Origin of the sequence: Micromonospora sp. CPCC 205739 (assembly GCF_036906795.1) — a bacterium.
Classification (GTDB): domain Bacteria; phylum Actinomycetota; class Actinomycetes; order Mycobacteriales; family Micromonosporaceae; genus Micromonospora.
In genome coordinates this window covers 226,143-248,114 of record NZ_JBAKHS010000007.1, presented here as the reverse complement: position 1 = coordinate 248,114, position 21,972 = coordinate 226,143, and the positions used below count along the sequence as shown (strand labels likewise).

Sequence of the window (21,972 nt, the reverse complement as noted above, 5' to 3'; positions counted from 1 at the left end):
GCCGGCGACGGGCCGGGCGGCCGGCCGCCGGTGGCGGTCAGCAGGGTCCGTTGCAGGCCAGCACCCGGAGCCGGTCCAGGGTGCCGTTCCAGACGTTCTGGTCGCCGGGGAAGGCGCCCGAGGACGCCCACTGCCAGAAGGAGTACGTCGGCCAGCCCGCCGGCAGGCTGCCGACCGTGCCGGCGTACCGGGCGATCCAGAGCGGGTTGTTGGCGGCGAACTGCGAGGTGTTGCCGGTGCAGGTCGTCCACCAGTCCGTGGTGGTGTAGATGGTGGCCCACCGGCCGGTGCGTGCGTGGTACTGGTTGACGAAGGAGGCGATCCAGCTGCGCATCGCGCTCTGGCTCAGCCCGTAGCAGGTCGCGCCGTACGGGTTGTACTCGATGTCGAGCGCGCCGGGCAGCGTCCTGCCGTCCTTGGACCAGCCGCCGCCGTGGTCGACGAAGTAGTTGGCCTGGGTAGCGCCGCTGGTGGTGTCCGGGCGGGCGAAGTGGTACGAGCCCCGGATCATCCCCACGTTGTAGGAGCCGTTGTACTGCTGGGCGAAGTACGGGTTGGTGTAGTAGGTGCCCTCGGTGGCCTTGACGTACGCGAACCGGGCGCCGTTGGTCCAGGCGGCCGACCAGTTGACGTTGCCCTGGTAGCTGGAGACGTCCATGCCGGGCAGGCCCGCGGGGGCGGCGCCGGCGGCGGTGACGCCGAGGCTGCCGGCGGCGACCACCATGACGGTTGCCAGGAGTGCGGCCGCGGCCGCGCGGAGACGGTTCATCTTTCCTCCCTGGGGGATGCCGCACCGGGCGGCGGGAGTGACGAAAGGAACTGTCAGTATTAGGTCACGAAGCGTAGATAGTTTTCAATAGATGAACTCAAGATTATCTATGGGGACATTCAGCCGGCGGGCGCGGCCGGCACCTCGGCAGCCCGTCGGCCGTCCCAGAGCGCCGTGGCGCCCCCCGAGCACACCTGACCGTCCGGCCATGGATCGGCGTCGACGTAGCCGCCAGAATGGCGGGGCTGGCTGCCGAGCCCGGTGGGCCCGGCCAACGGAGAGGGTGACCGCATGGCGCACATCGACCTCGGCGTGGACGAGCGGCGCGAGCCCGGCATCGTCGGCCTGCTGCGGTACCGGCCGGAGACCGCTGGGCCGCTGATGGAGCTGGCCGAGGTGCTGCTGCGCGGGCCGAGCAGCCTGAGCCGCGGCGAACGCGAGCTGATCGCCGCGTACGTCTCGGCCCGCAACGGGTGCGACTTCTGCCGCGCCTCGCACTCCGCCACCGCCGGTGCCCAGCTCGACGACGGCCCCGAGCTCGTCGACCGGGTCCTCGCCGACCTGTCGACCGCCCCGGTGCCGGAGAAGCTGCGCGCCCTGCTCCGCCTCGCCGACACCGTCCGCGAGGACGGGCGCGCCGTCACCGGCGAGCTGGTCGACGCCGCCCGCGCCCACGGCGCCACCGACCGGGAGGTCCACGACACCGTGCTGATCGCCGCCGCCTTCAGCATGTACAACCGCTACGTCGACGGGCTCGGCGCGGCCACCCCGGACGACCCTCGGGCGTACGCGATGTCCGCGCAGCGGATCCTGGCCGCCGGCTACCGCGCCTGAGGAAATCCGTCGCCGGAGTGTCGATCCGCCCGCCCGCCCTCCGTGTGGAGAGTGGAAGCCGATCCACACCAGGAGGACGACATGAAGCAGTACCTGTTGAGCATCTACCAGCCTCAGGGCGGGACGCCGGACCCGGAGTTCCTGGCCGGGGTGATGCGGGAGCTGGGCGCCATCCGCGAGGAGCTGGAGGCGACCGGCTCGTGGGTCTTCGGGCAGGGGCTGCACGCCCCGGAGACCGCCACTGTGCTGCGCCCGAAGGACGGCGAGGTGCTGGTCACCGACGGCCCCTTCGTCGAGGGCAAGGAATACCTGGGCGGCTTCACCATCATCCGCGCCGCCGACCTCGACGCCGCCCTCGAATGGGGTCGCCGCTACGCCCTCGCCACCACGCTGCCGATCGAGGTCCGCCCCTTCCAGGGCGACGGGTGACCCTCGACGTCGAGGCGGCCTTCCGCGCCGAGTACGGCCGGGCGGTCGCCGTGCTGGTCCGCGTCCTCGGCGACATCGACCTCGCCGAGGAGGCGGTCCAGGACGCCTTCACCGAGGCGGTGCGGCGCTGGCCGGAGACCGGGGCACCGCCCAGCCCGGCCGGCTGGATCATCACCACCGCCCGCCGCCGCGCCATCGACCGGCTCCGGCGGGAGGCGACCCGAGCGGACCGGCATGCCCAGGCCGCGTTGCTGTACGCCCAGGAGCCACCGGCCGAGGAGGGACCCGTGCGCGACGAGCGGCTCCGCCTGATCTTCACCTGCTGCCACCCGGCCCTCGGCCCGGCCGCCCGGGTCGCGCTCACCCTGCGCCTGCTCGGCGGGCTGAGCACCGCCGAGATCGCTCGCGCCTTCCTGGTCCCCGAGGCCACCATGGCCCAGCGGCTGGTCCGCGCCAAGGCCAAGATCCGCGACGCCGGCATCCCGTACCGCGTCCCCGGCGACGCCGACCTGCCCGACCGGCTGCGGGCCGTACTCGCCGTGGTCTACCTGATCTTCAACGAGGGGTACACGGCGAGTGCCGGTGAGCGGCTGGTCCGCACGGAGCTCTGCGCCGAGGCGCTGCGCCTGGGCCGGCTGCTGGTCGATCTGATGCCCGACGAGCCGGAGGCGCTGGGCCTGCTCGGGTTGATGCTGCTCACCGAGGCGCGCCGCCCCGCCCGGGTCGCCGCCGACGGCACGCTGGTCCCGCTCGCCGAACAGAACCACACCCGCTGGGACCGAGCCCTGATCACCGAGGGGCAGGCCCTGGTACGCCGCTGCCTGCGCCGCAACCGCCCCGGCCCGTACCAGCTCCAAGCCGCGATCAACGCCGTGCACAGCGACCCCCCGACCGACTGGGCCCAGGTCCTCCAGCTGTACGACCACCTCTACGCCCTCACCCCCACCCCGGTGGTGGCCCTGAACCGCGCGGTCGCCGTCGCCGAGGTACACGGCCCCGCCCTGGCGCTAGCCCTCGTCGACGACCTCAACCTCGACACGTACCACCTCTTCCACACCATCCGCGCCCACCTCCTCCACCGCCTAGGACGATCGGACGAGGCCGCAGCGGCCTACGAAGCCGCCATCACCCACACCACCAACACCCCCGAGCGCACCCACCTCCGCCGCAAACTCGACGCCCTCTCTTGATCCAGTACGTCTTTCCGAGACGACACGCCGACGAGCCTCTCGGATTCTGCGACCCGATCATGGGTGCCCGTAGCAGCTGAGGCGTCGGGGTGGGGGCTTTCCACAGGCGGGGATGGCGTCCACAGGGGAACGTGGTGGGGGAGCGGGCGGGGCGGGGCGGGCGGGAGCATGCCGGAGTGCATTCGGCGTTGCGGGCTCTGGTTGAGCGGGGCGGGGGAGTGGTTACCCGGCGGGGGGTGACCGAGGTGGTGCCGGAGTGGGTGCTGTGGCACGCCTGCCATGTCGGTCAGCTGCTGCGCGTGCTTCCCGGCGTCTACGTCGACGCAGACCTGGCTCGGGGCGAGCCGGGCGCCCTGGTGAAAGAGAAGCGCCCGAGGCTCCAGCTGGCCCAGGGGGCCGCGAACTGCGAAGCCGATCCTCCGGTCGACGCTCCCGCCTTTCTGCGGCTCGAACCGCCGGCGAGGAGGCGGGCGGCGCTCGCCTACGCCGACGGGCGGGCGGCCCTGAGCTGTCTCACCGCCCTCGACGTGTGGGGCCTGCGCCGCCAACCCGCGGACGAGCCGGTGCACCTGGACGCGCCGCGCGGTTCAGGCGTCCGCCCCCGACCCCATCTCGCGGTGCATCACCGCCACGGGCTGGTGATGGGACCGCCGCAGGTGGTGAGCCGGTCGGGCGTTCCGGTGGTCCGGCTGGAGCAAGCGTTGGTCGACGCCTGGCCGCTGCTGCCCGCCGTGGACCGCCCCGCACCGGTGATCCGCGCCGTCAACGACCGGCTCACGACACCCCAGCGCATCATCACAGCTCTCGTCACCGTGCCGCGCCTGCCCGGCCGGGCCGAGCTGCGGGCTCTGCTGGCGAAGCTTCAGGCGGGCTGCCGGAGCCCGCTGGAGATCTGGGGTCACGACCACGTCTTCACCGGCCCGGGGATGCCGCCGTTCCAACGGCAGACGCGGATCGTCATCGGCCGCCGGACGATGTACCTGGACGTCTGGGCCGAGCGGGAGCGGGTCGATTTCGAACTCGACGGTGCGAGCACGCACGCCCACCCGCGCCGACGCGAGGTCGACCTGCGCCGGGACGCGCTGCTCGCCACCGTCGGCATCCTCGTGGTGCGCTTCGCCCACCGCCGCCTGGTGCACGAAACCGACGCCGTACTCCGCGAGGTGCTGGCGATTCTCGCCAGCAGCCGCCCGAGCGCGTGAGGTCAGTCGCGGAGGGTGCGGAGGATGCGGGTCAGGTGCTCGTGGTCGGCGGGGGAGAGGTGCCCGAAGAAGCGGTCCGCCTCGGCGGTGCGGGCCGCCCGGATGGCCGCGCCGATCTGCGTACCCTCGTCGGTCAGCGCGACCAGGGTCGCGCGCCGGTCCGCCGGGTCGGGCTGGCGCGTGACGACCCCGCGTTCCTCCAGACCGTCGACGACCTCGGTGGTGGAGCGGGGCGCGATGTGCAGGTGGTCGGCGAGCGCGCTCAGCCGCATGGGGCCGTGCCGACCGAGCACGGCGAGGGCGCGGGCGTGGCCGGGGTTGATCTCCCACGGTTCGAGGGTCTGGCGGGACTGGTGGCGCAGCCGGCGGGCCACCGCCCAGAACAGCTCGGCCAGGCTCTCCTCGTGCGCCTCGCGCTCGTCGGCGTCCACCGGAATACCGTAGCAGATATTGCTGTTGCTCCCTCATGATGAGGTAACCTCAGTAATCGACCCGACAGGAAGAGGCACTCCTTGGATTCGACCCCCACCCACCGGGAGGGCCGCGGCGGCGCCCCCCGTACCGTCTCCGCCGCCGAGAAGGCGCAGGCCCGCGACGTGTCGCTGCGCCGCATCGGGCGGCTCTTCACCGCGTACCGCTGGCAGTTGGCCGTCATCACGGTGATCATCGTGGCCTCGTCGGTGCTGGCGATGGCCACGCCGTTCCTGCTGCGTGCCGTGATCGACCGGGCGCTGCCCGAGCGCGACCTGACCCTGCTGGTCTGGCTGGTCGGCGGCATGATCGCGGTCGCGGCCGTGACCGCCGTCCTCGGCGTCGTGCAGACCTGGATCTCCACCCGGGTCGGCCAGCTGGTGATGCACCGGCTGCGCACCGACGTCTTCGCCCACCTGCACCGCCAGTCCATCGCGTTCTTCACCCGCACCCGCACCGGCGAGGTGCAGTCCCGCATCACCAACGACATCGGCGGCATGCAGACCGTCGTCACCTCCACCGCCACCTCGATCGCGGCCAACCTGACCACGGTGGTGGCTACCGCGGCCGCCATGGTGGCGCTGTCCTGGCGGCTCTCCCTGGTCTCCCTGCTGGTGCTGCCCCCGGCGATCTGGTTGACCCGCAAGGTCGCCCGGATGCGCCGCGAGATCACCGCCCAGCGCCAGCGCGAGCTGGCCGACCTCAACGTCACCATCGAGGAGGGGCTGTCGATCAGCGGCGTGCAGCTCAGCAAGACCCTCGGCGCGGGCGCCGCGCTGATCGACCGGTTCGCCGCCTCGTCGGCCCGCCTGGTCGACCTGGAACTCCGCTCCGAGCTGGCCGGGCGCTGGCGGATGGCCACGATGACGGTCATCTTCGCCGCCATCCCGGCGGTGATCTACCTCAGCGCCGGCCTGCCCGGCACCGCCGGCACCCTCAGCATCGGCACGCTGGTCGCCTTCACCGCCCTGCAGGGCGGGCTGTTCCGCCCGCTGATGGGGCTGCTCAACGTCGGCGTCACGCTGACCGCGTCGCTGGCGCTCTTCGCCCGGATCTTCGAGTACCTGGACCTCCCGGTCGAGGTGGACGACCCGGCGCACCCGGTGCAGATCGACCCGGCGCGGGTACGCGGCCACCTGCGCGTCGAGGACGTCACCTTCAGCTACCCGGGCAGCGACACCGCCGCCGTCGCCGGGATCACCCTGGACGTGCCGGCCGGTACCAGCCTGGCCCTGGTGGGCGAGACCGGCTCCGGCAAGAGCACCCTGGCCGCCCTGATCAGCCGGCTGCACGACCCCGGCAGCGGCCGGATCACCATCGACGGCGTCGACCTGCGTGACCTGCGGCTGACCGACCTCGCCGCCGTGGTCGGCGTGGTCAGCCAGGAGACCTACCTGCTGCACACCACCGTGCGGGAGAACCTGCGGTACGCCCGGCCGGACGCCACCGACGCCGAGATCGAGGACGCCGCGCGCGCCGCGCAGATCCACGACCTCATCGCCGGCCTCCCCGACGGGTACGACACCGTGGTCGGCTCCCGTGGCCACCGCTTCTCCGGCGGGGAGAAGCAGCGCCTGGCGATCGCCCGCACGCTGCTGCGCGACCCGCGCATCCTGGTGCTGGACGAGGCCACCAGCGCCCTGGACACCGAGACCGAGCGGGCGGTGCAGCGGGCCTTCGACCGGCTCGCCCGGGGCCGTACCGTGATCACCATCGCGCACCGGCTCTCGACCGTGCGCGAGGCCGACCAGATCGCCGTGGTCGACCACGGCCGCATCATCGAGTCCGGCAGCCACGACACGCTGATCGCGCGCGACGGGCGCTACGCGGCGCTCGCCCGCTGACCCCGGTCGCGCCCGCCGGGGTACGGCGGCGCCGGGCGGGCCTAGGCGGCCGGCCGGCCCGCGGCGCGTACCCGGGGATCGGCCAGGGCGCGGGCCATGGCGGCCAGCAGCCCGCTCGCGCAGAGCGTGGGGGCCCCGACCAGGAACTCCTCGCGTTCCATCCACTCGACCCGGTCGACGCCCGGACGGTCGAGCAGCGCCTGGTCCAGCGACCGCTCGGAGTCGTCGTCGTAGCACGACCGGGCCTCGTCACCGAGCCAGAGCCCCCAGTGGAAGGGGCCGAGCCGCGACGGGCCGCTGTCCGACTCGTCGTGGACCTCCAGCCAGCGGTCGCGCGGCTCGGCGGGCAGGACACCGAGGGCGTTCGCGGCGACGAGGTCCGGCAGCGTCATCGCCGGGTCGCCGGGCTCGGTGGCGGGCAGCACCAGCTCGGCGAGGTCGTCGTGGTGCTCCGGGCAGGAGCAGTCCGGCCGTCGCGGCGGTGTCCAGTCGGTGGTCCGGGAGCTGCGCGCGGGTGAGGGGGGCATGGCGGCATCGTAGGCGGGCCGACGCCGCGGTGGGGGTACGAGAAAGCCGATCTCGAAGACGTGATTCGTGGGTCGCCTGTAGGTAGGGTTACGCGGTGCAGAGTGGAGTGCAGGCGCAGGTGCCGGTGCTGTATGTCGCGGACGCCGACGCGGCGCGGCGCTTCTACGAGGTGTTCGGCTACACCGAGGTGCGCACCGGCGGCGACGGGGACTCGCGCTGGTCGTACCTGCAGTGCGGGGAGCTGACCCTGCTGCTGGCCGCGGTCACGCCGCGCCTGGTCACCGTCGAGCTGCCGCTGCTGATCTACCTGTACGTCGACGAGCTGGAGCCCGTGGTCGACCGGCTGACCTCGGCCGGGTACGCGGTGCAGCGCGCCGGCTACCCCGAGCACGCCCCTGGCGGCGAGTGCCGCGTCATCGACCCGGACGGCAACGCGGTGCTGTTCGGCCAGCGGCGAGCCGTGGCGGCGCAGGACCGGGTGGCCCAGCCCGGCGCCGAGGCCCGGTTCTCGCTGATCAGGGAGGCGGCCGAGGCGGTCAGCCGTCGAGGCGGGGCGCCGGCCAGGTGCCAGATCGGCGGGCCGCAGGGCGAGCCGTGCGGCGAGCCGGCCGAGGTGAAGCTCGCCGACTCCTGGGGCGACACGGTATGGGGCTGCATGGCGCACGCCGAGGAGGCGCTGCTCACGGCGCGCGGGGCGTTTCTGGCCAGTGAGGACGGGATGGGGTTGGGGCCGTTCCTGCGGGCGCGGCAGGGTCTGCCGGAGCACACCACCGGGAGCTGAGAGCGCCGCACGAGACGGCGGTCCGGGGCGCATCTCGACCGCCTTGCGCAGCACCGTCGCCCTACGGGGCGGCTCCAGGTCGGACCCTGGCTCTACCCTGCCTCCGGCCGGCAGCCCGGCACCCGGGGACACCTGAGGGGATCACGACCCTATGATCATCGGCTGCGAAGCCGGGCCGGTCCCGGACCGCCAGTTCGGATTGGAAGGGCCGGCCGATGGCGAAGAACGACAGGGAATCACTCGTCACCCGCTTCGACGTTGCCTGGAAAGGGCTCGAATCGGACCTGAAGCACCGTTGGATGAAGCAGACCGGAGGTGCCTCGAGCCAGCAGACCGCGTTCAGCCTGCTGGCCTGGGCGCGGGAGCAGAAGCTGCTCACCGCCGACCAGGAACGGTTCCTGGACCGCTGCCGCGGCGTCCGCAACGCCTACGCCCACGTGTCGTTCGAGGGCTACTCCGGGCCGGTCGCGTCCCCGCCGAAGGAGATCGTGGAGCGGTTGGAGAAGATCCTGGGTGCTCTGCGGCATCCCCGGAAGGTCGGCGATATCGCCACCGAGGCCCGCACCTGCCTCCCCACCACGCCGCTCCGGGAAGCGCTGCAGACGATGCATCGGGGCGACTTCTCCCAACTGCCGTACCAGGACGGGCAGCGTGGCTGGCTCCTGGTGACCAGGGAGCAGGTCGGACGTTGGGCGGAGGCCAAGGCCGAAGCGGATGGCATGGTGCTGCTCGACCTCGGTGTCGCGGTGTCGGAACTTGCCGACCACCCGGAGGTCGGCCCCGTGAGGCCGAGGAACGTCGCCGCGTCGGCCACGCTCGCGAGCGCCGTGGCGGAGCTCGAGGCCGCTCTGCATCGACCGGACGACGCTGAGGGTGGTTACCCGCTGGTGCTCGTGACGGGGAAGGGTGGCGCGGCGCCGGTGCAGGTGCTCGCCGTCGACGACCTGCCGCGCGCGTACCAGGAACTGGGGATGATCTGGTGAGGCTGACCGATGGATGCCTGCCGGACGGGCCCGTCCTGCTCACCTGGCCCTAGGATCTCTGCCATGCAGGAGGGCCGGTGGACCACGATCACGCCGTCGCAGTTCGCGCACGAGCGGGAGGCGCTGGCGCACGTCCAGGCGCTGCTGCCGGACACGGAGCCATACCGGGCGTGGTCCAACTTCACCTTCACCGCGCAGACCGGTCACCCCTACGAGGTTGACCTGCTGGTCGCCGGTCCGGGCGGGCTCTACCTGATCGAGATCAAGAGCCTGACCGGCCGGCTGATCTCCAGCGGCTCCAACTGGATCCTGAACGGGCCGAACAAGACCCGGGTCTTCGAGAACCCCCTGCACCTGGCCGACGCGAAGGCGAAGAAGCTCAAGTCGCTGCTCCAGGTCGCCGCCGGACGCCGGAAGGGGGCGAAGGTCCGGATCCCGTTCGTGCAGGCGGCGGTGTTCCTGTCGAGGCCGGGGCTGCACATCGGGCTCTCCGATCACCACCTGCACGGCGTCTACGGGCCCGAGCCGACGCCCGGCCACCAGCCGGGCCAGTTGCCGACCATCGGCTCGTTCCTGCAGCGCCCGCCGCAGGACGAGCAGCAGCGGGTCACCAAGGAGATGTCGGCGGCGTTGCCGGACCTGCTGGAAGAGGTCGGCATCGCCCGCAGCCGGCGGCACTACCAGATCGGCGCGTGGAAGCTGGAGCCCCGTCCGTTCGATGTCGGCCCGACCTGGCAGGACCACGAGGCCCGGCACAGTGACCTGGAGCGGGAGCGCCGCCGGGTCCGGATCTACCTGGTCGAGCGCAACGCGGTGCAGGCCGAGCGGGCCAGCATCGAACGCGCCGCCAAGCGCGAGATGCAGGTGATGCACGGCATCAACCACCCCGGCATCGTCCAGGTGGACTCGATGGAGTCGCACGAGGCCGGGCCGGCGTTGATCTTCCGGTACGACCCCCGCTCGATCCGCCTCGACCACTACATGGCCCAGTACGGCGAGCGCCTCGACGCGTTGAGCCGCCTGGCGATGATCCGCCAGCTCGCGGAGACGGTCGCGTACGCGCACCGCCGGCGGTTGCACCATCGCGCCCTGTCGGCGCGCAGCGTCCTGGTCAGCCCGGGACGACAGCGGCGGGGTGGCAGCGAGGACGAGGCGTGGCTGACTCCGCAGCTGCAGATCAGCGACTGGCAGGCGGCGACCCGTGGTGTCGACGGGAGCGGCGGGGGCAGCAGCGGCGATCCGGTCACCCTGTCCACGCACGCGGCCTCGCACATCGAGCGTTCGGCCGAGGCGTACCTCGCGCCGGAGCTGACCGCGCCGAAGCCGGACGCGGTCGCGATGGACGTCTTCGGCCTCGGCGCGTTGAGCTACCTGATCCTGACCGGCCAGCCGCCGGCGGCGAAGCGTGCCGAACTGCTCACCCGGCTCGCGCGGGACAACGGGCTGCGCGCCTCCGCGATCGCCGACGGGATCACCGAGTTCGCCGACGAGCTGATTCAGGCGGCCACCGCCCCGGTGCCGACCCAGCGCCTCACCACCGTGGCCGAGTTCGTCGAGATGCTCCAGGTGGTCGAGGAGGAGTTGACCGCACCGCCGCCGAAGTCGGTGCACCCGGAGGAGCCGGAGCCCGAGCAGGTCGACCCCCTCGAGGCGCGCGGCGGCGACCGGGTCGGCGAGTGGAAGATCGTCCGCAGTCTCGGTACCGGCTCGACCTGCCGGGCGTTCCTCGGCTTCAACGAGCGCACCCGGCGGGAGGAGGTGCTCAAGGTCGGGCTCTCCGACGAGAAGGGCGCCCGCCTGGCACATGAGGCGAGGGTCCTCGGGCCGCTCACCGACTCGCGGGTGATTCGGCTGGCCCGGCCGGAGCCGCTGCAGATCGGCAACCGCACGGTCGTCGTGCTCGAGCACGCCGGGGACCGCACCCTGGCCCGCAAGCTGCGCGACGACGGCCGGCTCACCGTCGACGAGCTGGAGACCTACAGCGACTACCTGTTCGGCGCCCTGGACTACCTGGAGGGGGAGGGCGTCTACCACCGGGACATCAAGCCGGACAACATCGCCATCCGGGTGCGCCCCAACCGCACCAAGCAGCTGGTGCTCTTCGACTTCTCCCTGGCCGGCGTCTCGGTCAAGGAGATCACCGCCGGCACCCCCCGCTACCTCGACCCGTTCCTCGGCACCGCCACCCGCCCCGGCTACGACAAGCACGCCGAGTGGTACGCCCTCGGGGTCACCCTGCACGAGATGGCCTCCGGCGAGCTGCCCGTCTGGGGTGACGGTGGCACCGAGCCGCAGCTGACCGAGGGCCCGCCGGTGCTGGCCGTCGAGGCGTTCGACCCGGCCATCCGCGACGACCTGGCGGACTTCTTCCAGCGCGCACTACACCGCGACCACCGCCAGCGGTTCACCTCGCTCAAGGACATGCGCGACGCCTGGCAGCAGGTGTTCCGCCGCTCCGACGCGAGCGCCCCGGTGGGCACCGACCACCCCGAGATCGAGGCCGACGAGCCGGACGAGAAGGCCGCCGAGGCGGCCCGCGACGAGGCCGCCACCAAGGCGACCCGGGCCACGGCCCTGGAGGCGGCCGGGCTCACCCCGCGCGCGGTCTCTGCCGCCCACCGCCTCGACGCCAGCACCGTCGGCGAGCTGCTCACCGTCGCCAACAAGCTCGCCCACCTGCCCGGCCTGGGCGCCAAGACCCGCCAGGAGCTGCAACGCCGGGTGAAGGAGTGGCGCGGCCGGCTGGGGGAGCGGGAGACCATCCCCACCACGCCCGCCGCCCGCAAGGCCGCGACGGAGGCGGTGGCCTCCGAGGCCGCCGCCGGGGACGGCGACCCCGATCTGGTACGCGTCGGCCTGGACGCGATCGCCACGCTGCTCGTCCCGGCCAGCCGCAACCCCAACGACATCGAGGCCACCCGGCTGGCGCTGCACCTGCCCGACGCCACCGGCGTCCTACCGGACCTGCCGCTGTGGCCGCAGCACCCGCAGGTGGCCAAGCCGCTCGGTGTCACTCCCGCCCGGATCGCGCAGATCCTCGGCAAGCAGCGCAAGCGATGGCACGACATCCCGGTGGTCGGCAGCGTGCGTACCCAGATCATCGAGCTGCTGCGCGACGGCGGCCGGGTGATGGGCGTTGCCGAGCTGGCCGCGGCCCTGCTGAGCAGCCGCGGCTCGGTGCGTACCGGGGACGCGCTGCGGCTCGCGGTGGCGGTCGCCGCGGTGCGGGCCGCCGTGGAGGTCGACGCGCTCGCCGACGAGCCGCGCCTGCTGCTGCGCCGGCATGCCCGCGCCGACATCAACGGCAAGCCACACCCGCGTGGTGACCGGCTGCTGGTGGCCCTGGAGGCGGGCGAGGACGACGCGCCGGACACTCCGGCCGCGCCGGCGCTGCTCGACTACGCCGATGCGCTCGGCCGGGCCGCCGACAAGCTCGCCGCCAGCGAGGTGCTACCCAGTCCGGCGACGGTGCTGCGTACCCTCGCGGCGGTCGCCGCGCCCGGCGGCGCGGCCGACGTCATCGACGAGCGGCGACGCGTGCTGCTGGCCGCGGCGGCCTCGGAGCGCGCCGCCGCGACCGCGCGGCTGGAGCTCTACCCGCGCGACCTCGATCCGGTACGCGCGCTGCGGCTGGCCCAGGCCGGCGTGGTGCCTCCGGCGACCTCGACAGAGGGGGGCCGCGGGCTGACGCCGGAGCAGGTGACTCAGCGGGTGCGGACGCGCTTCCCGGAGCTGGACCCGCTGCCCCCGCACCCGAAGCTGGACCGGCTGCTCGCCGAGGCCGGCTTCGAGCTGCGCTGGGACCGCGACCGGTACGTGCCGTTGCCGCCCCGCAACGCCTCGTCCTCCATGTCGATCATGCAGCGGCGCCCGTCGGTTACCGTCGCGCCGAGCCGGTGGACGGCCGAGTCGCCGGAGCTGGCGGCGGCGATGCGGGCCGAGGAGCGGCTGACCGGCGCGAGGTCCGCGGGCGGGTTCCGGGCGCTGACGGTACGTCTGTCGCGGTACGGCCTGGCGCGGGAGGAGCTGGCCCGGCGCTTCGACGCCCGGCCGGTCAACGTCGCGGCCCGCTTCCTCGACCACCTGCACGCCCTGGTCGACGCGCACCCCAAGCCGACCTGGGAGACGGTGGTCGGGGCGGACATCGCGCCGCCCGGCTCCCGGGGGGCGATCAAGCTCGGGGAGTACGTCGAGCGGGCGTGGCAGTTGGCCGCGCCGGAGCTGCGCGCCGAACTGTCGGCCGAGGCGGGGCCGGTGCTGCTGCACGACGCGGCGGTGCTGGCCCGGTACCGAGCGATGGAGCGGCTCTACGAGCTGGCCGACGCGGCGCGGAGTGGGGCGGGGGGCATGTGGCTGCTCTGCCCGATGGAGGACCCGGCGCTGCTGCCGAAGCTGGACGGTGCGGTGGTGCGGGTGGGCGACAACGAGTGGATCGGTCTGCCGGACGCCTGGGTCGTCAACGCCCACCGCAGCGCGGTGGGTAGTCCGTCATAGGTCGTGCCCCCGATCATCTAGTCGGCCGCAGGACGGCACGACCAACGCCCGGCGACGCGGTCGGGCCTTCCCACCGGCGCTATGACGGTTCATCCTGGCCCTATGCAGCGCTTCAAGGATGACGATGAGGCTTACCTGAGCTGGGTCTCCAGCAACCCAGAGGGGTACGTCGTGAACAGTAGCCGCAGCCCCAGCCCCAGCTACCTGATCCTGCATCGGGCCAGCTGCAAATGGATCACGGAGCTTTCGACAGAAGGTCGCAGTTGGACGACCGACTACATCAAGATCTGCGGCCACCTCCCCGAACTTGAACGCTGGGCACATGACGACGTCGGTGGTCGTCTGCAGCCCTGTGCGCACTGCGCGTAGTCCCGCTGTCCGAAACAGCCCTTAACGGAGGGTGCCATAGATGCGCGAGCACCGATATTCTCTGGCTGCCATGAATGGCTGAGTCATTCGGTACCGTACTGTCTGGACAATTCCTTATAGGCATTTAGAACTGCAATGGTCGTTTCGGACAGGTTTTCACTGGCGTCGGGATGATGAGGAGGGGCTGTGATGGCCAGATTCAGGAGAGTCGTTTCGATCTCCTGAAGGGTCTGGTTCACAGACGACTCTGCCCTCCTCTCTCGGATAAACCGGCTGCTGGATTCAAGTGTCGCTCGCAGATCTGCTAGGACCTTCTCGATCCTGCCATTGTTGTCGCTCCACAGGTCGCGCACTTGGTCAATCTGTGCGAGAATGCGAAAAACGGCGAGGCTATCTGCCGGAAGGTCACTGTAGTCCATTTGTATCAAGCGATCCCTGACCCTGCGAATCTCCTGTCGGCGGTCAAGTAGCTCTGCCAGCTGCCACAGGGCGCGCGCGAGCATCAGGTCGCCGTATTGAGGATCCACCATGCTATCAAGCAGTGGCAATGTCGCCCGAATCCGCATCATCGTGTCGAGCGCGCCAAGGAATTCCATGCGGTCAGCCTGGTCGGAAAGTAGGACCTGGCCGGCTGCCGCCGTAGTCCTGGTCTTGCTTTCGATGCGCCTTATCTGTGCAAACGCTAATAGCTCGAACTCGATAACGTTGCCGTGGTCCCTGCGAATAGCGCTTCTCCGCCTTATGCGCAAAGGCTGGGTTGCGATAATTACCGTGGAGACATCGTATGCAACAAACAGGGTGAGGTCTGGCCTGTTTGGCATGGTTACCCTCGCTTCGGCTTGCGGCAACGCTGGCGTCAGATGTCCGGGACGGCATCAAGGATGACTTTGCACCGGCCACTATCACCAGCCGGGGTAGCGTTCCCACCAGTGCGGATCGGTTGCCTCCACGTACTCGGCTCCGGAGGGGCTATTCGCGACCTGGGTAACCAGATCGCGGGCCAGCGTATCGGCTACCCACGCCAGTTCCATTCGGGACATCCAGTCGACGGGTAGCGCGTCCGGGCCGTGGGCAGCGCCCAGCAGTGCGCCTGCGACTGTTGCGGCGTGCTTGGCGCCCGTCGCGGCAGCGAACAGCAGCGCCTCCCTGACCTGCTCTCGACCAGCGAACGACGCAGCGACATAAACCCCACCGAGCAGCGCTGACTGGGCTGTGGCATCCGGTGCGAGGCGGGCGAGTTCCGACGGCTGACGAGGTTTTGCTTCGGCGGCGGCCAGCGCGGGTGCCAGCAGATCAGCGGTTGTGTCGCGCCAGCTTCCGTGAGGAACACTGCGAGCCCTCATGGCCGCCCCCACTATGGTGTGGCCAGAGCCAATCAGGTGGATCATCGCGGCGCCAAGTGCGGCTGCCGCCGCAGCATCGCCGGAGTGGCTGAGGGCCGCGATGCTTGCACCCAACTCTCCCGGCGACACCCACCAGGTGCACAGTCCAGCGGGCAGGCTGCGGGTGAGACCGTGTGCGCCGATGCTGGTGCCGCCCGGCTTTTCCAGCGTGCCAGCCTCTCCGCCCTGGAGGGCAGTCACCGTCGCAGGCGCGGAGCCCCGCCGCTCCCTCAGTGCCGGGACTTGGGCAAGCCAGCCGTCTGGCCAGTCCGTTTCCTGCCACCGCCTTACGCCGGAGATCCTCTGCATCGTAGCCCAGCGGACGTAGGCGTGCCAGACCTGGCCGGGTGGGTGGCATATCCCCTTGTGCATCCCGCGTACATGGGCGCGGACCAGGCCCTCGACGGTGAAGCAGGCAAGTTGGCCGGCACTCGTGGCCCGTAGCGTTCCGGCAGACGGGACCGTGCTGCCGGCGGCGCCGATCGCGTCACCCAGCATCAGCCCGAGCATGCAACCTCGCGTGGCCGCGAGTTGCTGCGGCGTCACCCTCGTCATTTGAAAGAGCATAGGGACGCTTACGACAAGATTGCTGCCCCTGACGGTCGCGCGTTCAGGGTGGAGGCGCGGCGGAGGCCGGCGAACTGGACGTAGACCTCGCGCTTGGCGGTGGCGCGGCCGGCGCGGTTGATGACGTAGCCGGTCAGCCAGACCCAGCCGGCGTACGTCGGCCGATCGCAGACCGAGACGACGTTCAACATCAGCGCCCGCTCCCCGGCGAACTGCACTGAGGCCCGGCCGTCGATGATCAGCAGGTCACCGGGGGAGGGGCGCACGGCTACCAGTGGCCCTCGTTGGTGCGGTACTCCTGCGGCGGCCGGCACTCCCGGGCGTGCATGGTCTGCCAGTCGCGCAGCGCCCGCTTGATCCGGTCGTTCTCCTGGCTGAGCAGGCGTACCTGCTGGTGCAGGTCGGCCAGCTCGTCGGCGACCAGGGCCTGGAAGTCGCGTACCTGATCGGGGTCGGCGCCACGGCGGCGCGGGTCGAAGGTGCGGGTCCGCACCTCGTGTGGGGTCAACCGGGCCGGGCGACCGGTCCCGTAGAGCTGGCCACCTCGATACACCTGGGCCACGTCGTTCCTCTCCTGTGCAGGCGGAAGCGGGGAAGGTCCTTGCAGTGGGTCTGGAAGGGCGGGCCGTCCGCACGCCGGCTGCGGGCGGCCCGCCCGCTCCGCCGCCGCAGCTCTGATCAGCGGTACGACAGCGGAGCAGTCCGGTGGGTCGGGACGGGCACGCGCACCCGCCCCGACCAGGGGGATGAGCCGAACTCGTTGCCACGCGAGGAGCGGCTCGGGACAAACATAACTAGGGAACACAGGGAAGTCAAAGCACGTTGTTTAGTGAGTCGAGCTGTGATCGAATTCGGGTTGCCACGCGAGGAGTGACATGCCCGAATCAGCCGAATATCTGCGTATTGCCGACGACGTGATGGCCGACGTGAGGTCGGGGAAGCTGAAGCCCGGTGACCGGCTGCCGTCGATCACCGAGACGCGCGCCGACTACGGTGTCAGCTACGGGACCGTGCAGTTGGCCTACGTCCGCCTCGAAGCGCTGCGGGTGATCCGCCGGCAGCAGGGCAAGGGCGTCTTCGTCACCGACCCGAAGACCTGGATGCGGGAGCCGTAGGTAGCGACCCGTCGGGCAGATTGGCCCTTACGGGTACCTCCGTCCCGTACGCGGGACAGCTAGAGTCGTCGCGTGATCGACCGGAAGCTGCTCTTGTCCGACCTGCAGAAGCAGGTCAAGAATCTGGAAAAGGACCTGCGGGAGCAGGCCGAATCGGTCGAGGAGGTGCGCCTCCGACTGCGTGACGAGTACGACCACGCCTTCAAGGTCGGGCGTACCGCCGCCACATGGGCGGCCTGGCGGGACGAGCGCGTCACCCAGGTCGCCGTCGCCTGGGTGCTCGGCACTGTCTTCGTTCGCTTCTGCGAGGACAACGGCTTGCTGCCCGACCCCTACCTCGCCGGGCCGGGGGACCGCCTCGTGCTGGCCGAGGAGGCCGAGGCGCAGTTCTTCCGCGAGCGGCCCGAGGAGACCCTGCGCGGCTGGCTGGAGCAGGGCTTCGACGCCATCGCCAGCACCCAGGCCGGCAAGGCGCTCTTCGACAAGCGGCACAACCCGCTCTACCAGATCGACATTTCCCATGACGCGGCCAAGGAGCTGATCAGCTTCTGGCGTCGGCGCGGCGAAAGCGGCGGCCTGGTCCACAACTTCACCGAACCGGAGTGGGACACCCGCTTTCTCGGCGACCTCTACCAGGACCTCTCCGAGGCGGCCCGCAAGACCTACGCCCTGCTCCAGACCCCGGAGTTCGTCGAGGAGTTCATCCTCGATCTGACCCTCACCCCGGCGATCGACGAGTTCGGCCACGACGTGGCCAAGATGATCGACCCGACCTGCGGATCGGGGCACTTCGTCCTCGGCGCGTTCCACCGCCTACTCAAGGAGTGGGAGCAGCACGCCCCCAACCGCGACCCCCACGAGCGGGTACGCCTCGCCCTGGACGCCGTCCACGGTGTTGACATCAATCCTTTCGCCGTCGCCATTGCCCGCTTCCGCCTCCTGGTCGCCGCCCTACGCGCCTGCCACCTCAAGACCCTGGCCGACACGGCCAGCTACGCCTTCCCATTGCACCTGGCCGTCGGCGACTCCCTCATCAAGGCTCGGCAGCTCGATCTTTTCGGCGGCGGAACTGACGAGTTGGCGGGATTCCATTACGCGACTGAAGATCTGCACGAGCACCCGGGCATTCTCAAAGAGGGTGGCTACCACGTAGTCGTAGGCAACCCACCGTACATTACTGTTAAAGACAGACGCCTCAATGATTTGTACCGAGAAATTTATAGCGCATGCTATAAGCAATACGCGCTTTCGGTCCCCTTCATTCAACGATTCTTCCAACTCGCCAAGAACGCTGACACGGACGGCCGCAATTCTGGATATGTCGGCCAGATCACCGCCAACTCCTTCATGAAGCGAGAGTTTGGCAAGAGGCTGATCGAGGACTATTTCACCAATGAGATTGACTTGACCCGGGTCATTGACACCTCGGGTGCCTATATCCCAGGTCATGGAACCCCGACGGTGATCCTGGCTGGACGAAATGCCAAGCGAGGTCGAGCAACAACTATCCGTGCTGTGATGGGTGTACGTGGTGAGCCAAACACCCCGCTTGACCCGCGCAAGGGTCAGGTCTGGCAAGCGATCGTCACTCAGGTTGACCGCGTCGGCTCCGAATCCGAGTGGATCAGCGTAGCTGACCTGCCGAGGGAGCGTTTGGCGTCCTTTCCATGGAGTTTGAGTGGCGGCGGTGCGGACGGCCTTCTCGCGCAACTTGAGCGTCGGCCGGAAAAGCTAATGCAGGCGATCGACGCCATTGGCCGAACGACGGTCGTCGGCGAAGACGATGCGTGGGTGCTGCCGAATCAGGCTACGGCACGTCGTTTTAACGAACTCGAGTACATTCGGCCGTTCGTCACCGGAGAGTGCGTTCGGGACTACGAAATTGTTCCCCCCCCGGTCACTCGCTCACCCTATTCCAATGCGGCGCAAACGGCGGTCGTTGAACCAGGCCACCCTCTTCCCTCGTTCACTCTATGGCCGGTCCGGCGGCTTCTCCAGAGCCGCGTGATCTTCGGACGAACCCTTTCGCAGCAGGGGCGGCCTTGGTACGAGCACCTTGAAAATTACACCAGCAAACTCCGCGTTCCGCTCTCCATTGCGTTTGCCTTCGTAGCTACCCACAACCAGTTTGTGCTGGACCGAGGTGGGAAGGTCTTCAATCGTTCGGCGCCGGTGATCAAGTTGGCGGAGGGGGCGTCGGAGGACGATCACCTGCGCCTGCTCGGCGTACTAAACAGTTCGGTGGCCTGTTTCTGGCTTAAGCAGGTGAGCCATGCGAAGACTGGCGCGGATAACTCTAGCGGCGGTGGAAATCGATGGAGCCCCGAACCTTGGTATTCGTTCTACGAGTTCACCGGCACAAAGCTCCTAGAGTTTCCGCTACCGTCGGCGTACCCGCTGGAATTGAGCCGGGAGATCGACCGGCTGGCGCAGCGGCTCGCCACGGTAACCTGGGCGGCGGTCGCAGCTTCTGGGGTTCCTACCCGCGAGCGTCTGGCCGCCGCTCGCGACGAGTGGCACTCGGTTCGGGCGCGGATGATCGGGTTGCAGGAGGAGTTGGACTGGCAGGTCTACTCGCTCTACGGGCTGCTGGACGAGAAACTCTCCGTGCCGGTCGACTCGGTGCCCGAGCTGAAGCTGGGGGAGCGGACGTTCGAGATCGTGCTCGCCCGCAAGGTCGCCGCCGGTGAGGCGGAGACGGCGTGGTTCAAGCACCCTAGTCACGATTTTGAAGCCGTCACAGAGCTACCGGCGCACTGGTCGGATGAGTACCGGGCGGTGGTGGAGCGGCGGATCGCGGTCATCGAGGGTAACCGGAACATCGGGCTGATCGAGCGGCCGGAGTGCAAGCGGCGCTGGGCCACCGAGGGCTGGGACGCGATGCAGGCGAAGGCGCTGCGCGACTGGCTGCTGGACCGGTGCGAGGCGCGGGAGCTGTGGTACCACCACGTCGACGGGTTGGAGCAGCCGCGCCCGTTGACCACCGCCCAGCTCGCCGACGAGCTGCGCCGCGACGCCGATGTGCTCACCGTCTCCAACCTCTACGCGCCCGGTCAGGATCTCGGCAAGGTGGTCGCCGACCTGGTCGCCGACGAGCACGTGCCGCACCTGGCCGCGCTGCGCTACAAGGACTCCGGGCTGAGTAAGCGCGCCGACTGGGAGCAGGTGTGGGACCTGCAGCGGCAGGAGGACGCGCTGCCCGACGAGGCGGCGAAGCGGGAGTTCCGCAAGCAGATCCCGGTGCCGCCGAAGTACACCTCGGCGGACTTCCTCAAGACCAGCTTCTGGAAACACCGGGGCAAGCTCGACGTACCCAAGGAGCGATTCGTCTCCTACCCGGGTGCCAGCCGCGACGGTGACCCGTCGCTGCTGGTCGGCTGGGCCGGCTGGGACCACCGCGAGCAGGCCCAGGCCCTCGCGACCCTGATCGTCGCCCGCGAGCAGGAGGACGGCTGGGCCGCCGACCGGCTGTTGCCGTTGGTCGCGGGGTTGCGGGAGATCCTTCCCTGGGTACGCCAGTGGCACGGCGAGTTCGACCCGGAGTGGGGTGCCTCTCCGGCGGACATCTACGCCGGCTTCCTCGCCGAGACCACCAACCGCCTGCACCTCACCGACGAGGCGCTCACCTCGTGGCGCCCGGCCAAGGCCACCCGTGGCCGCAGGGCGAAGCAATGAGCATCGCAGAGGGCGTCGCTGTTCACCCTTCCCGAACCTCAGGAGCCGACTGTGGATAACGAGATTCAGCTGATCAGTGACGGCGACGGGCTGGCGGTCATCGGAGATGCGGCGGCTGTCGAACGCTTCCTCGTCTCTGAGGGACTGCCGTCGAAGGACCTCGGACTGCCCCGGCTCGGATCTGTCCTCAGTGCCGGGGCTGCAGCCGCACAGGCAGGTTCCGCGATTGCCGCCCACTCGGGTCGCTGGGTGCAGCTGACCAAGGAGTCCGCGCAGGTCGTCCATAAATACGGGCTGATGCAGAGCAAGACGCCGGGCGTCAGTCATGCGATGGTGGGGCAGCCGGGCTCGATCAAGTCCTGGCTCCAGATCTCAAAGGCGCCGGGGGCGATTGCGGGCAACCCGGCGATGCTGGCTGGTGCCGCGGGAATCATGGCTCAGCTTGCGATGCAACAGAGCATGAAGGAGATCACCGACTATCTCGCCACGATCGACGAGAAGGTCGACGATGTGCTCCGCGCCCAGAAGGATGCCGTGTTGGCCCGCATGATCGGAGTGGGCTTCGTCATCGAGGAGTCCATGACCATCCGGGAGCAGCGGGGCCGGGTCGACGAGATCACGTGGTCGAAGGTGCAGGGTGCGCCGGCGACGATCGCAGAAACCCAGGCGTACGCGTTGCGTCAACTCGACGCGCTCGCGGAGAAGCTGGAGGGCAAGACCACGATCGGTGATCTCGCCAAGGCGGCCAAGGAAGCGGAGTCCAAGGCCCAGGAGTGGCTCGCTGTCCTGGCTCGCTGCTTCCAGTTGCAGGACGCGATCGCCGTACTTGAACTCGACCGGGTGCTGGACGCGTCTCCGGGGGAGTTGGACGGGCATCGTCTCGGACTGAAGGCTGCCCGGCAGAACCGGCTGGAACTCATCTCACGGTGCACCGAGCGCCTGATGGCCCGCATGGACGCGGCCGCGGGCAGGGCCAACACCAAGGTGCTGCTGAATCCGATGGACTCCCCGGCTGTGGTGCAGTCGAGCAACCATGTCTCGATCGCCGTCGTCGACTTCCACGGGCGGCTCGGGATCGAGCGCGCTCGAGAGTCAGCAGAGGCGAGACGATGGACGGACGCGGCCAAGGAAGCGAGGGACAAGGCGCTCGAGACAGGAGCAGACGGCGTTGGTGCCGCCAAGCGCCTTGGCAACGAGACCCTCGGCCGGGCCAAGTGGGCGACGGGCAAGCTCTCCAGCCGGATCGCCGAGCGAACGCTCCGTCGGCGCGGGGACGACGAGGAAGACTGAGTGGACGCCGACCGTCAGCCACGTGGACTCTCCGGTAGGAACTGAACCG

Annotated in this window: 19 protein-coding genes; 12 read left to right on the top strand and 7 right to left on the bottom strand. The window is 70.0% G+C overall.

All coding sequences use genetic code 11. The annotated features are described in order from the left end of the window. Nucleotides 1–37 precede the first annotated feature (37 nt). A complete protein-coding gene (locus V6U88_RS13465) occupies nt 38–769 on the bottom strand; it encodes a lysozyme (RefSeq protein ID WP_334452910.1) in 732 nt (243 codons plus the stop codon). Between the two features lie 291 nt (nt 770–1,060). On the opposite strand from V6U88_RS13465, the gene V6U88_RS13460 reads away from it, so the two are divergent. The 4 genes from V6U88_RS13460 (at nt 1,061) to V6U88_RS13445 (ending at nt 4,424) form a co-directional block, all read left to right on the top strand. After that, nucleotides 1,061–1,603 carry a carboxymuconolactone decarboxylase family protein gene (locus V6U88_RS13460; RefSeq protein ID WP_334452908.1) on the top strand — a complete coding sequence of 181 codons (543 nt, stop codon included), beginning with the start codon at nt 1,061–1,063 and terminating at the stop codon, nt 1,601–1,603. Between the two features lie 81 nt (nt 1,604–1,684). Continuing rightward, nucleotides 1,685–2,032 (top strand): YciI family protein, encoded by a 348-nt coding sequence (locus V6U88_RS13455; RefSeq protein ID WP_334452907.1) that lies wholly within the window; start codon nt 1,685–1,687, stop codon nt 2,030–2,032. Continuing rightward, nucleotides 2,029–3,222, top strand: a complete 1,194-nt coding sequence (locus V6U88_RS13450) for an RNA polymerase sigma factor (protein WP_334452906.1) — start codon at nt 2,029–2,031, stop codon at nt 3,220–3,222. The genes V6U88_RS13455 and V6U88_RS13450 overlap by 4 nt, the downstream gene beginning before the upstream one ends. Nucleotides 3,223–3,458: 236 nt before the next feature. Continuing rightward, nucleotides 3,459–4,424 carry a DUF559 domain-containing protein gene (locus tag V6U88_RS13445; RefSeq protein ID WP_334452905.1) on the top strand — a complete coding sequence of 322 codons (966 nt, stop codon included), beginning with the start codon at nt 3,459–3,461 and terminating at the stop codon, nt 4,422–4,424. 2 nt (nt 4,425–4,426) lie between these two features. On the opposite strand, the gene V6U88_RS13440 is transcribed toward V6U88_RS13445, so the two are convergent. Then, nucleotides 4,427–4,855 (bottom strand): MarR family winged helix-turn-helix transcriptional regulator, encoded by a 429-nt coding sequence (locus V6U88_RS13440; protein WP_334452904.1) that lies wholly within the window; start codon nt 4,853–4,855, stop codon nt 4,427–4,429. Between the two features lie 81 nt (nt 4,856–4,936). Here V6U88_RS13440 and V6U88_RS13435 point away from each other — a divergent pair, with 81 nt between their 5' ends. Next, entirely contained in the window at nt 4,937–6,739 is a 1,803-nt protein-coding gene (locus V6U88_RS13435) for an ABC transporter ATP-binding protein (protein WP_334452902.1), read from the top strand. A 41-nt stretch (nt 6,740–6,780) separates the two neighbouring features. On the opposite strand, the gene V6U88_RS13430 is transcribed toward V6U88_RS13435, so the two are convergent. Then, a complete protein-coding gene (locus tag V6U88_RS13430; protein ID WP_334452900.1) occupies nt 6,781–7,266 on the bottom strand; it encodes a hypothetical protein in 486 nt (161 codons plus the stop codon). 95 nt (nt 7,267–7,361) lie between these two features. Here V6U88_RS13430 and V6U88_RS13425 point away from each other — a divergent pair, with 95 nt between their 5' ends. From V6U88_RS13425 to V6U88_RS13410, 4 genes are all read left to right on the top strand, one after another. Next, complete coding sequence (locus V6U88_RS13425; protein WP_334452899.1) at nt 7,362–8,048, top strand: VOC family protein; 687 nt, start codon at nt 7,362–7,364, stop codon at nt 8,046–8,048. Between the two features lie 215 nt (nt 8,049–8,263). Next, on the top strand, nt 8,264–9,031 hold the full coding sequence (locus tag V6U88_RS13420; protein WP_334452898.1) for a hypothetical protein: 768 nt from the start codon (nt 8,264–8,266) through the stop codon (nt 9,029–9,031). 63 nt (nt 9,032–9,094) lie between these two features. Next, nucleotides 9,095–13,525 carry a BREX system serine/threonine kinase PglW gene (gene pglW, locus V6U88_RS13415; RefSeq protein ID WP_334452897.1) on the top strand — a complete coding sequence of 1,477 codons (4,431 nt, stop codon included), beginning with the start codon at nt 9,095–9,097 and terminating at the stop codon, nt 13,523–13,525. A 102-nt stretch (nt 13,526–13,627) separates the two neighbouring features. Next, on the top strand, nt 13,628–13,894 hold the full coding sequence (locus V6U88_RS13410; RefSeq protein ID WP_334452894.1) for a hypothetical protein: 267 nt from the start codon (nt 13,628–13,630) through the stop codon (nt 13,892–13,894). A gap of 83 nt (nt 13,895–13,977) precedes the next feature. On the opposite strand, the gene V6U88_RS13405 is transcribed toward V6U88_RS13410, so the two are convergent. The 4 genes from V6U88_RS13405 to V6U88_RS13390 all read right to left on the bottom strand — a co-directional run bounded on the left by V6U88_RS13405 (nt 13,978) and on the right by V6U88_RS13390 (nt 16,405). Further along, a complete protein-coding gene (locus tag V6U88_RS13405; RefSeq protein WP_334452892.1) occupies nt 13,978–14,490 on the bottom strand; it encodes a hypothetical protein in 513 nt (170 codons plus the stop codon). 306 nt (nt 14,491–14,796) lie between these two features. Beyond that, the gene (locus V6U88_RS13400) at nt 14,797–15,831 is read right to left on the bottom strand and encodes an ADP-ribosylglycohydrolase family protein (RefSeq protein ID WP_334452890.1); all 1,035 of its coding nucleotides are present in this window, start codon (nt 15,829–15,831) and stop codon (nt 14,797–14,799) included. A gap of 20 nt (nt 15,832–15,851) precedes the next feature. After that, nucleotides 15,852–16,109: a hypothetical protein gene (locus tag V6U88_RS13395; protein WP_334452888.1), complete on the bottom strand. Its 258-nt coding sequence runs from the start codon at nt 16,107–16,109 to the stop codon at nt 15,852–15,854. 2 nt (nt 16,110–16,111) lie between these two features. After that, nucleotides 16,112–16,405, bottom strand: coding sequence for a DivIVA domain-containing protein (locus V6U88_RS13390; protein WP_334452887.1), 294 nt, complete (start codon nt 16,403–16,405; stop codon nt 16,112–16,114). Nucleotides 16,406–16,718: 313 nt separating this feature from the next. Between V6U88_RS13390 and V6U88_RS13385 the strand changes: the two genes are divergently transcribed. The 3 genes from V6U88_RS13385 to V6U88_RS13375 all read left to right on the top strand — a co-directional run bounded on the left by V6U88_RS13385 (nt 16,719) and on the right by V6U88_RS13375 (nt 21,923). Continuing rightward, entirely contained in the window at nt 16,719–16,958 is a 240-nt protein-coding gene (locus V6U88_RS13385; RefSeq protein WP_091558877.1) for a winged helix-turn-helix domain-containing protein, read from the top strand. Nucleotides 16,959–17,030: 72 nt separating this feature from the next. Then, complete coding sequence (pglX, locus tag V6U88_RS13380) at nt 17,031–20,633, top strand: BREX-2 system adenine-specific DNA-methyltransferase PglX (protein ID WP_334452886.1); 3,603 nt, start codon at nt 17,031–17,033, stop codon at nt 20,631–20,633. Between the two features lie 51 nt (nt 20,634–20,684). Next, the gene (locus V6U88_RS13375) at nt 20,685–21,923 is read left to right on the top strand and encodes a hypothetical protein (RefSeq protein ID WP_334452885.1); all 1,239 of its coding nucleotides are present in this window, start codon (nt 20,685–20,687) and stop codon (nt 21,921–21,923) included. Nucleotides 21,924–21,972: the final 49 nt, after the last annotated feature.

Bases quoted from the DNA above. Each gene is read 5' to 3' on its own strand.
- V6U88_RS13465 (WP_334452910.1), bottom strand. From the start codon at position 769: ATGAACCGTCTCCGCGCGGCCGCGGCCGCACTCCTGGCAACCGTCATG.
- V6U88_RS13460 (WP_334452908.1), top strand. From the start codon at position 1,061: ATGGCGCACATCGACCTCGGCGTGGACGAGCGGCGCGAGCCCGGCATC.
- V6U88_RS13455 (WP_334452907.1), top strand. From the start codon at position 1,685: ATGAAGCAGTACCTGTTGAGCATCTACCAGCCTCAGGGCGGGACGCCG.
- V6U88_RS13430 (WP_334452900.1), bottom strand. From the start codon at position 7,266: ATGCCCCCCTCACCCGCGCGCAGCTCCCGGACCACCGACTGGACACCG.
- V6U88_RS13420 (WP_334452898.1), top strand. From the start codon at position 8,264: ATGGCGAAGAACGACAGGGAATCACTCGTCACCCGCTTCGACGTTGCC.
- pglW (WP_334452897.1), top strand. From the start codon at position 9,095: ATGCAGGAGGGCCGGTGGACCACGATCACGCCGTCGCAGTTCGCGCAC.
- V6U88_RS13410 (WP_334452894.1), top strand. From the start codon at position 13,628: ATGCAGCGCTTCAAGGATGACGATGAGGCTTACCTGAGCTGGGTCTCC.
- V6U88_RS13405 (WP_334452892.1), bottom strand. From the start codon at position 14,490: ATGGAATTCCTTGGCGCGCTCGACACGATGATGCGGATTCGGGCGACA.
- V6U88_RS13400 (WP_334452890.1), bottom strand. From the start codon at position 15,831: ATGACGAGGGTGACGCCGCAGCAACTCGCGGCCACGCGAGGTTGCATG.
- V6U88_RS13385 (WP_091558877.1), top strand. From the start codon at position 16,719: ATGCCCGAATCAGCCGAATATCTGCGTATTGCCGACGACGTGATGGCC.